At 59.0% G+C, this 8,133-nt stretch carries 9 protein-coding genes and 1 tRNA gene; 4 read left to right on the top strand and 6 right to left on the bottom strand.

Annotated features, from left to right (window positions below):
• Nucleotides 1-106: 106 nt before the first annotated feature.
• From M0954_RS20800 to dusA, 3 genes are all read right to left on the bottom strand, one after another.
• Nucleotides 107-439: a hypothetical protein gene (locus M0954_RS20800; RefSeq protein ID WP_122154537.1), complete on the bottom strand. Its 333-nt coding sequence runs from the start codon at nucleotides 437-439 to the stop codon at nucleotides 107-109.
• Between the two features lie 581 nt (nucleotides 440-1,020).
• A tRNA-His gene (locus tag M0954_RS20795) sits at nucleotides 1,021-1,096 on the bottom strand.
• An 88-nt stretch (nucleotides 1,097-1,184) separates the two neighbouring features.
• A complete protein-coding gene (dusA, locus tag M0954_RS20790) occupies nucleotides 1,185-2,186 on the bottom strand; it encodes a tRNA dihydrouridine(20/20a) synthase DusA (RefSeq protein ID WP_133891528.1) in 1,002 nt (333 codons plus the stop codon).
• A gap of 355 nt (nucleotides 2,187-2,541) precedes the next feature.
• Between dusA and M0954_RS20785 the strand changes: the two genes are divergently transcribed.
• The 3 genes from M0954_RS20785 to M0954_RS20775 all read left to right on the top strand — a co-directional run bounded on the left by M0954_RS20785 (nucleotide 2,542) and on the right by M0954_RS20775 (nucleotide 5,373).
• Nucleotides 2,542-2,796, top strand: a complete 255-nt coding sequence (locus tag M0954_RS20785) for a hypothetical protein (RefSeq protein ID WP_122154539.1) — start codon at nucleotides 2,542-2,544, stop codon at nucleotides 2,794-2,796.
• A 303-nt stretch (nucleotides 2,797-3,099) separates the two neighbouring features.
• Nucleotides 3,100-4,626, top strand: a complete 1,527-nt coding sequence (locus M0954_RS20780) for a sulfotransferase family protein (RefSeq protein ID WP_297355237.1) — start codon at nucleotides 3,100-3,102, stop codon at nucleotides 4,624-4,626.
• Nucleotides 4,627-4,722: 96 nt separating this feature from the next.
• Nucleotides 4,723-5,373 (top strand): trimeric intracellular cation channel family protein, encoded by a 651-nt coding sequence (locus tag M0954_RS20775; RefSeq protein ID WP_123384165.1) that lies wholly within the window; start codon nucleotides 4,723-4,725, stop codon nucleotides 5,371-5,373.
• Between the two features lie 58 nt (nucleotides 5,374-5,431).
• On the opposite strand, the gene M0954_RS20770 is transcribed toward M0954_RS20775, so the two are convergent.
• The 3 genes from M0954_RS20770 to M0954_RS20760 all read right to left on the bottom strand — a co-directional run bounded on the left by M0954_RS20770 (nucleotide 5,432) and on the right by M0954_RS20760 (nucleotide 6,912).
• On the bottom strand, nucleotides 5,432-6,124 hold the full coding sequence (locus tag M0954_RS20770; protein ID WP_297355235.1) for a carbonic anhydrase: 693 nt from the start codon (nucleotides 6,122-6,124) through the stop codon (nucleotides 5,432-5,434).
• 121 nt (nucleotides 6,125-6,245) lie between these two features.
• Nucleotides 6,246-6,512 (bottom strand): hypothetical protein, encoded by a 267-nt coding sequence (locus tag M0954_RS20765; protein WP_122154543.1) that lies wholly within the window; start codon nucleotides 6,510-6,512, stop codon nucleotides 6,246-6,248.
• A 187-nt stretch (nucleotides 6,513-6,699) separates the two neighbouring features.
• Entirely contained in the window at nucleotides 6,700-6,912 is a 213-nt protein-coding gene (locus M0954_RS20760) for a DUF3820 family protein (RefSeq protein WP_094778852.1), read from the bottom strand.
• Between the two features lie 126 nt (nucleotides 6,913-7,038).
• Here M0954_RS20760 and M0954_RS20755 point away from each other — a divergent pair, with 126 nt between their 5' ends.
• Nucleotides 7,039-8,091, top strand: a complete 1,053-nt coding sequence (locus tag M0954_RS20755) for an NADP(H)-dependent aldo-keto reductase (RefSeq protein WP_122154544.1) — start codon at nucleotides 7,039-7,041, stop codon at nucleotides 8,089-8,091.
• Nucleotides 8,092-8,133 lie beyond the last annotated feature (42 nt).

The raw sequence follows: 8,133 nt of genomic DNA, 5'->3' as shown, positions 1-8,133 counted from the left end.
GCGGATCTGCCGTTGCTGCTTCTTTCGGTACTGCTGCGGCGTCGGTGTTGGCTTCAGGCCTTGTCAGATAAAGCAGTAAATACTGCTGCATCAATAGCGTTGGATTCTATTGGTGCGACTTCGCCGCCTTGCCACCCTCGTCCGTCGCGCGCAGTGCAGCGTTTGCCGCTACCAACAGTCTCGCATCATGGTCTCGTACCGCTGAGTCAACTGTGTCGAAGGCTTTCTTCAGATCCTTTTGTCCCAGCTTCGTCGAGTTGCCATTTTCCGAAATGGCTTCCGCTTCCTTTTTCAGGCGCTTGACGAGCTTCGCGGCGAACCGAGTGTCTAGTGTTCCATTGAGGACGAACTCGGATATGTTTGTCGTCAGTGCGGTCAGCGTGGCCTCGGTCGATTCGCTCGCGTCGTTCGAATCGTCGCCTGCAGATTTCTTGCTCATCAAGGTGTTCCCGTTACGGCCGATTCCCGGCCAGCATGATCGAAGCGATATGCACGGCGCGTGGAGTGATCGATAGTGACAGTTTCTAGCGCCAAGTGGTGGGAGTTTTTTGAAATGGAGAGGCACGGTCATATAGCAACACAGCGATATTGTTCGAATGGCGGTTTGTCCACGACCCGTTGCTACAAACCGTATCACCATGATGGGCGGCTTTTTGTGCTGCCATTTCGCCCCTGAAGCAGAGGGGCGCGGGATGTCGCCCGGCATGTCGATATCAGCCGAATCGGACCACGTTCACGTGTACCAATCGATCCTCTGCGCGCATGCATTCGCTGCCGCGCTTGCCGATCGATTCGAATGCCCGTTAATGCCGCGACGCTGCCGAACGAGTCCGCGATTAGAGTCTAGGCCTGAGCGCGCCGTAGGCGAATTCATGGAAACCTGCTAGAGCAGTTGCTCCGGGTTATCCGCTCATTGCGGCATTGATCCATGTTGACGCAAAATGCCTACATGGTGCCTACACGGAATCCAGAAAACAAAAAGCCCAGTCGCAATGACTGGGCTAAGTGCTTGAATATTTTTGGGGTGGCTGATGGGGCTCGAACCCACGACAACAGGAATCACAATCCTGGACTCTACCAACTGAGCTACAGCCACCACTGGAACATCTGCTTGGCTCACCAACAACTGGCTTGCCGATCAAGAAGCGAGATTATACAAACATGATCTGTATTTGCCTAGCCCTTTATTCAAAGATTTCGGCGGGCTCACGCAGATGCTGTCTTGCTTCGTCGAAAATCGCGAGATCGCGTGCGGCCAGTTTTTTGTTATCCGAAAGCACGCGACGCCAACCGCGTGCGCCGGCCATACCGCGGTACAGTCCAAGCGCATGACGGGTTATTGCACCGAGGAAGGTGCCACGCGCGAGTTCGGCCGCGCAATATTCGATCAGTTTCGCTTCGGCCTCTTCGCGTGTCACTGCGGCGTCGGTCGAGCCATAGAAGCGCGCGTCGACATCGGCCAGCACATACGGGTTGTGATAAGCCTCGCGGCCCAGCATCACACCGTCGACGTGCTGCAAATGCAGTTCGACTTCGTCAAGCGTCTTGATACCACCGTTGATGATGATCTCGAGCTGCGGGAAATCACGCTTTAACTGATACGCGAAGTCGTATTTGAGCGGCGGAATCTCGCGATTCTCTTTGGGACTGAGGCCTTTCAGAATCGCATTGCGCGCATGCACGATGAACACTTCGCAACCGGCATCGGCGATCGTGCCGACAAAATCGCGCACGAAGCCGTATTCCTCCACTGCGTCGACGCCGATTCGATGTTTGACCGTCACCGGCACCGAAACAGCGTCGCGCATCGCCTTGACGCAATCGGCCACCAGTTGCGGTTCGTTCATCAGGCATGCGCCGAATGCGCCGCGCTGCACCCGCTCCGACGGGCAGCCGCAATTCAGGTTGATTTCGTCGTAGCCCCACTGTTCACCGAGTTTCGCCGAGCGGGCGAGGTCGTCGGGCTCGCTGCCGCCCAGTTGCAGTGCAACCGGCGCTTCATGAGGCGTGAACGCCAGATGGCGCGGGACGTCGCCATGCAGCAGCGCGCCGGTCGTAACCATCTCCGTGTAAAGCCACGTATGGCGCGACAGCACGCGATGCAGCGAACGGCAGTGGCGATCAGTCCAATCCATCATCGGCGCTACGCTGACGCGACGTGGATTGGCGGGTAGGGCGAGAGACATGGGAAACGGCCGGCGGCGTGAATCGAACCGCAATTTTACCGCAAGCCGGCAAGAGTCCCGAGCAGCATGCGATCGACGTCGAAGACGCGGCCTGTACGGGCGGGTGACTGATAAAAAAGGGCCAGAATTAAATCGCCCCTGACATCTTTAGAGGTCGTCCTGACCCCCGTGTCATCCGCCCCAGGTAAGGCGCTGACGGATTGTTTCAACCACGAGAAAAGTTATTTCGGATTATCAGTATAAATTCTCAATAGTAAGGGAATACACTTATTCCATCGATGTTGCAGACAGCCCTAGCAGGACCTTGTCGCGACGTCTTCCTGAAACGAAATCCGAAATATTTATTGGAGTCATCATGAAGAACAAGCTTATCGCCGCCCTGTTGGTTGCCGCTTCTGCCACGCTCGCAGCACCTGCTTTCGCTAGCGGCTACGGCCCGGCACCGTTCTACCGTCCGGGCGTTGGCGCTCCGGCGTCGCAACAAGGCCAAAGCGTGCAAACCGTTGCTGCTGAGCGCGCTGCTGCAGACCAGAATGCGTACGGCGGTGTGAACGGAACGTCGTCGCAATCGGGCTCGCATCAAGTTTCGAACGGCCAGCAAGCTCAGTAATCATAGTAATCAGGTAACGCCATGCGTTCGCGAAGAACGCATGGTGAAGAAACGCCAGATCGTGCAGGCAATCGCCGGCACAGTCTGGCGTTTTTTATTTGCACCACTCAATTTTATCCTGGCACTCATCGATCCTCTCCTCACGCTGTGTTTGCCGCATCCTCACGCCGCTTCTCCTCTTGTAACAGTTTGTGAAATTTGGAAATCAAGTCCTGACACATTCCTGCTAAGTTCGCGCTCTAGCAGTACGGCGTAAGCCGCCCGCCGCTCAATGGTGCTTTTAGTAGCGATTTCTGGCCGTCCATGACCCAAGACAAACAGCTGGCAACAGCGGACGACTGGTTCGCCCGGGGTAACACGTGCGCCGAACGTGGCGAGTTCGGGGAAGCCCTCGCGTGTTACGAAAAGGTTCGCCTCGAGCGGCCAGCAGACGCGGGCATCTACAACAACCTCGGCTCGACTCTGGCCAGAATGGAGCGCCTCCCGGAAGCGCTGGGGCGTTACCGCCAGGCGCAGGCGCTCGACCCCAACAACGCAGACATCCATCACAACATCGGCTGGATTCTCGAGCAGATGCACCAGCTCGAAGAGGCGGTGGTCAGCTATCGGCGGGCGGCGCAACTGGGCACGCTGGTCGACGGTTCGTACAACAACATGGCGAACTGTCTGCAATCTCTGGGTCGTTTCGACGAGGCGCATGCGGCCTATCGCCGTGCGATCGAGATCGCGCCGCACAGCATGGTGTACTACCGCAATTTCGTTCAGTCGAAGCGCATGACGCTCGACGATCCGTGCTTCGTCATGATGCAAAAGCTGGTGCAGCACACCGCTGCGATGACCCCGGACAATCAGGCGCAACTGCATTTCGCCATGGGTCACGCGTTGAGCGATCTTGGTCAGCATGATGAGTCGTTCGAGCATCTGCTGAAAGCCAACACGATGTATCGCCGTAGCGTGAACTACAACGAGGCGATGACGCTGGACCTGTTTGGCCATCTGCCTCGCCTGCTGAACGCAGAGGTGTTGAAGGCCAAACGGGGTCTCGGCGATCCGTCCGGGTCGCCGGTCTTTATCGTCGGAATGCCGCGTTCCGGATCGACGCTGATCGAGCAGATCCTGGCGAGCCATTCGCAGGTCTTCGGTGCGGGAGAGCGTCCGGATTTTGGCAAGGCGCTGGTGAATGCGCTCGCGCGCAGCGACGCCGACAAACACAAGCTCAACTTCGACGACATGCGTTCGGCGAGCGCGGTGCAACTGGCTCCGCTCGGCGCGGACTACGTGCGCCGCATTGGCGTCGAGGTGCCTGACGCGTCAAGCTACGGGCGCATTACCGACAAGTATCCGTTCAATTTCATCAACGTTGGCCTGATCCATCTGGCGTTGCCGAATGCACGGTTCATCCATAGCCGCCGCTCACCGGTGGAGGTCTGCCTGTCGATTTACTCGCGCATCTTTCAGGACGTGCCGTTCGGCTACGACCTGGGCGAACTGGGCCGCTACTACCGCGCGTACGATGCGCTGATGGTGCATTGGCGCGAGGCGTTACCTCCGGGGGTGATGATCGAGGTGCAGTACGAGGACCTCGTGAACGATCTCGAGGGCAACGTGCGGCGCATGCTTGCTCACTGCGGACTCGATTGGGACGAGCGTTGTCTTGCGTTTCATCAGACCCAGCGTCAGGTGAACACGGCGAGCGCGTCGCAGGTGCGTAAGCCGCTGTTTCGCACCTCGCTCGAACGCTGGCGTCCGGCCGCGGAACTGCTCCAGCCGCTCTACGACGGCCTTGGCCCCGCACTATCGGAGGCAGACCGCAAGCGCAGTGCTGTTTGACGCAGACCGTGCCTCGGTTGCTGAAAAAATTTCCCTCTTTGCCCTGTTTCCGCTATACCTTTCGACAACTCAAACGAGGGTAGGGGTGACGGGGCAATGCCAACACTGTCGATCAGTAAAACACGGCTAAACGTCGAGACAGTCATCTGGGCCGCCGATCTGGCCGGCACGTTCGTATTTGCGGTCGAGGGGGCGGTCAGCGCGATGCGCGGCGGTCTCGATCTGCTGGGCGTGATGGTCATATCGTTTGTCGCCGCGCTCGGCGGCGGCGTGATTCGCGACCTGTTGCTCGGCGCGACACCGCCGAGCGCCATCCGCGACTGGCGTTATCCCGCGCTGACATTCGCAGCCGGTCTGCTCACCTTCGTGTTTCATTCGTTCGCGCCGTCGGTTCCGGGTTTGGTGGTAACCGTGCTGGATGCTGCGGGCCTTGCGTTGTTCGCCGTGGCCGGTGTCGAGAAAGCGCTGCTTTACAAGATCCGTCCGTTTGTTGCGATGCTGATGGGCACCATCACGGGGGTGGGCGGCGGCGTGATCCGCGATATCCTGCTGGCCCGTGTGCCGCTTGTACTGCGGGCGGATATCTACGCGAGCGCGGCTTTTTTCGGTGCGCTGGTGGTGGTGCTCGCGCGCCGCGCGGGCGTGTCACCGGGTTGGGCCGCATTCGCAGGCGGGGCGGCGTGCTTCACGTTGCGTATGGCGGCCGTCACATTCGGCTGGCATCTTCCGAAGGCGTCCGGTTACTAGGCGCAGCGAGGCAATAAGGAGACCTACAGACGATCTCCTCTCGCCCGAAGACAGAGGACTATCCGGTCTGACTGGCTCGCTCAGGCCTGGCGGCGTCGTCGGCGCGTGTACGCACCGCGCGGACATCGGGATGCTCACCCAGCGAAACGAACTGCGGTGGACTGGTCGAGCCGTCGAGAGCGTCAATTGCGCCTTTCTCGATGTCGTAAACCCAGCCGTGCAGGTTGAGGCGCCCCTGCGAGAGCGCCACTGCAACCGACGGGTGGGTCCTGATGTTGGCGAGTTGCGCCTCGACGTTATCGCGCACCAGTGCGTTCAGGCGTGCCTGGGGCGTCGCATGACTGTGGGCAGCGTTGACGGCTTTGGCCGCATCGGCGTGCCGCAGCCACGCATCCACGGCGGGCAGTTTATCGAGGTCCATGCAGCTCGAGATGGCGGTCATCGCCCCGCAGTCCGAATGCCCGCAAATGACGATGTCTCTGACGCCCAGTACCGCCACGGCATATTCGACGGTCGCCGAGACACCACCCGGTTCCGGCCCGTACGACGGTACGATATTGCCGGCATTGCGGATCACGAACATATCGCCGGGCTCGCGTTGCGTCAGCAGTTCGGGCACCACGCGGCTATCGGAGCAGGTGACGAACAGCACGCCTGGATGCTGGCTGCTGGCGAGCCGCTTGAAGAGCGCGGAGCGGGCGGGGAAGACTTCCCGCTGGAACTTCAGAAAGCCTTCGATGATGTCCTGCATGAGCGTTTCTCCGGGCGTGGATCCATGACGCAAGCATGGTCCCAATGGGCTATAGGGTCCAAGACCGGATTATGAAGGATCGAATAAGTCAATCCTATACCTGAGCCGTTATGTTGCGGTACTAGTGCGTCACGCTGATCGCCGGCGGCGGCAAATGCAACGCATGATGCAACATGGGGTACACGCACACGAGGAACGCGGCATACAACGCGGCCATTGTCACACCGGCGGCGGTGCCCCAGACGTCGCGTGACGCGGCGCCCTGGCGGAAGTGGACAGGCAGGCCCACGATGACATAGCCGAACGTGAAGAATGCAATGACGGCCCACACGGGCGACAGGTCGTGACCGACGTATTCCAGCAGATGAATGAGGCTGAGATTGTGCATAGAGGCGAACGGAATCTGAACTGAGAAGCGGGTCAGTGGTGCCGATTACAACGCGATGTATCCGATGGGTCAAGCCACAAAACGTTAGTATTTTTTACAGAAGAAATAGCACGTTCGATAGCTTTCATTCTGTATTGCTTTGGTGATGAAACTGTCGACTGATTTTGCAGAACTGAAAGCTTAACAATCAACGTTTCCGTAACGGCTCAATTAACGACTTGAGGCCGTTGTGATCGATCTCGTGCATAAGCGCCAACAGGCGGCCGATTTCGCCTGGAGGGAAGCCTTGACTCGCAAACCAGTTCAAATAGTGACCCGGCAAATCGGCAATCAATCTGCCTTTATATTTTCCGTAAGGCATGACGCGAGTGACCAGCAATTCGAGGTGTTCTGGATTCATCGCGAGGCTTGAGGTGAGTTTACCGGAGTGACGTTAGGCCTGCATTTTAGCTGCGCTGCAAGCATTCTGCCGGCGTGGTAACTTCGTGGCCTTTCATACAACCAATCAACCAACAGGAACAGTTCGATGGAATACCGCAGACTAGGCAACTCCGACATCGAGGTCAGCCTGATCGGTCTCGGCACCATGACCTGGGGCGAGCAGAACAGCGAGCGCGAAGCGCACGAGCAGATCGACTATGCGCTCGACCACGGCGTCACCCTGGTCGATGCCGCCGAAATGTACCCGGTGCCGCCGCGTCCGGAGACCCAGGGCGCGACCGAGCGCTGCATCGGCACCTGGCTCGCGCAGCATCGTAGCGCGCGCGAAAAAATCGTGCTCGCGACCAAGATCGCCGGCCCGGCGCGTCAGCCGCATAATCCGCGCCATATTCGAGGCGAGGGCAATCAGTTCGATCGCAAGAATCTGACCGAGGCGCTTAACGACAGCCTCAAGCGCCTGCAAACCGAATACGTCGATCTGTACCAGTTGCACTGGCCCGATCGCAGCACCATGACGTTCGGCCGTAGTGCATATCCGTGGGTCGAAGATGCCTATACGGTGCCGATCGAAGAAACCTTGTCGGTGCTCGCCGAGTTCGTCAAGGAAGGCAAGGTGCGGCATATCGGTGTGTCGAATGAAACGCCTTGGGGTGTCGCGCAGTTCCTGCACGCCTCCGAGAAGCTCGGCTTGCCGCGCATTGTCAGCATCCAGAATCCGTACAGCCTGCTGAACCGCACGTTCGAAACGGGGTTGTCCGAGTTCACGCATCGCGATGGCATTGGTCTGCTGGCGTATTCGCCGCTTGCGTTCGGCTGGCTCTCGGGCAAGTATGAAGGCGGCGCGCGTCCGGCGGGAGCCCGCATCACGCTGTTCGAACGCTTCCAGCGCTATAGCAAGCCGCAGGCCGTGCAGGCGACCAGTCGCTACGTCGAACTTGCGAAACAGCATGGCCTGTCGCCCGCGCAGTTTGCGCTGGCGTTCGTCAATAGCCGGCCGTTTGTGACGAGCAACCTGATCGGCGCGACCTCGCTTGAGCAACTGAAGGAGAACATCGCAAGCGTGGATGTGAAACTGTCGCCGGAAGTGCTGGCGGAAATCGACGCATTGCATGAGCGGCAGCCGAATCCTGCGCCGTAAGTTGCGGTAGGAAAAGAAGCGGGTCCGGTTGCATATGCAACC

The sequence above is a fragment of the Paraburkholderia sp. genome (assembly GCF_026225065.1).
Taxonomy (GTDB): domain Bacteria; phylum Pseudomonadota; class Gammaproteobacteria; order Burkholderiales; family Burkholderiaceae; genus Paraburkholderia.
This window is presented reverse-complemented; position numbering and strand designations above follow the sequence as displayed.

Bases quoted from the DNA above. Each gene is read 5' to 3' on its own strand.
- M0954_RS20800 (WP_122154537.1), bottom strand. From the start codon at position 439: ATGAGCAAGAAATCTGCAGGCGACGATTCGAACGACGCGAGCGAATCG.
- dusA (WP_133891528.1), bottom strand. From the start codon at position 2,186: ATGTCTCTCGCCCTACCCGCCAATCCACGTCGCGTCAGCGTAGCGCCG.
- M0954_RS20785 (WP_122154539.1), top strand. From the start codon at position 2,542: ATGAAGAACAAGCTTATCGCCGCCCTGTTGGTTGCCGCTTCTGCCACG.
- M0954_RS20780 (WP_297355237.1), top strand. From the start codon at position 3,100: ATGACCCAAGACAAACAGCTGGCAACAGCGGACGACTGGTTCGCCCGG.
- M0954_RS20775 (WP_123384165.1), top strand. From the start codon at position 4,723: ATGCCAACACTGTCGATCAGTAAAACACGGCTAAACGTCGAGACAGTC.
- M0954_RS20770 (WP_297355235.1), bottom strand. From the start codon at position 6,124: ATGCAGGACATCATCGAAGGCTTTCTGAAGTTCCAGCGGGAAGTCTTC.
- M0954_RS20765 (WP_122154543.1), bottom strand. From the start codon at position 6,512: ATGCACAATCTCAGCCTCATTCATCTGCTGGAATACGTCGGTCACGAC.
- M0954_RS20760 (WP_094778852.1), bottom strand. From the start codon at position 6,912: ATGAATCCAGAACACCTCGAATTGCTGGTCACTCGCGTCATGCCTTAC.
- M0954_RS20755 (WP_122154544.1), top strand. From the start codon at position 7,039: ATGGAATACCGCAGACTAGGCAACTCCGACATCGAGGTCAGCCTGATC.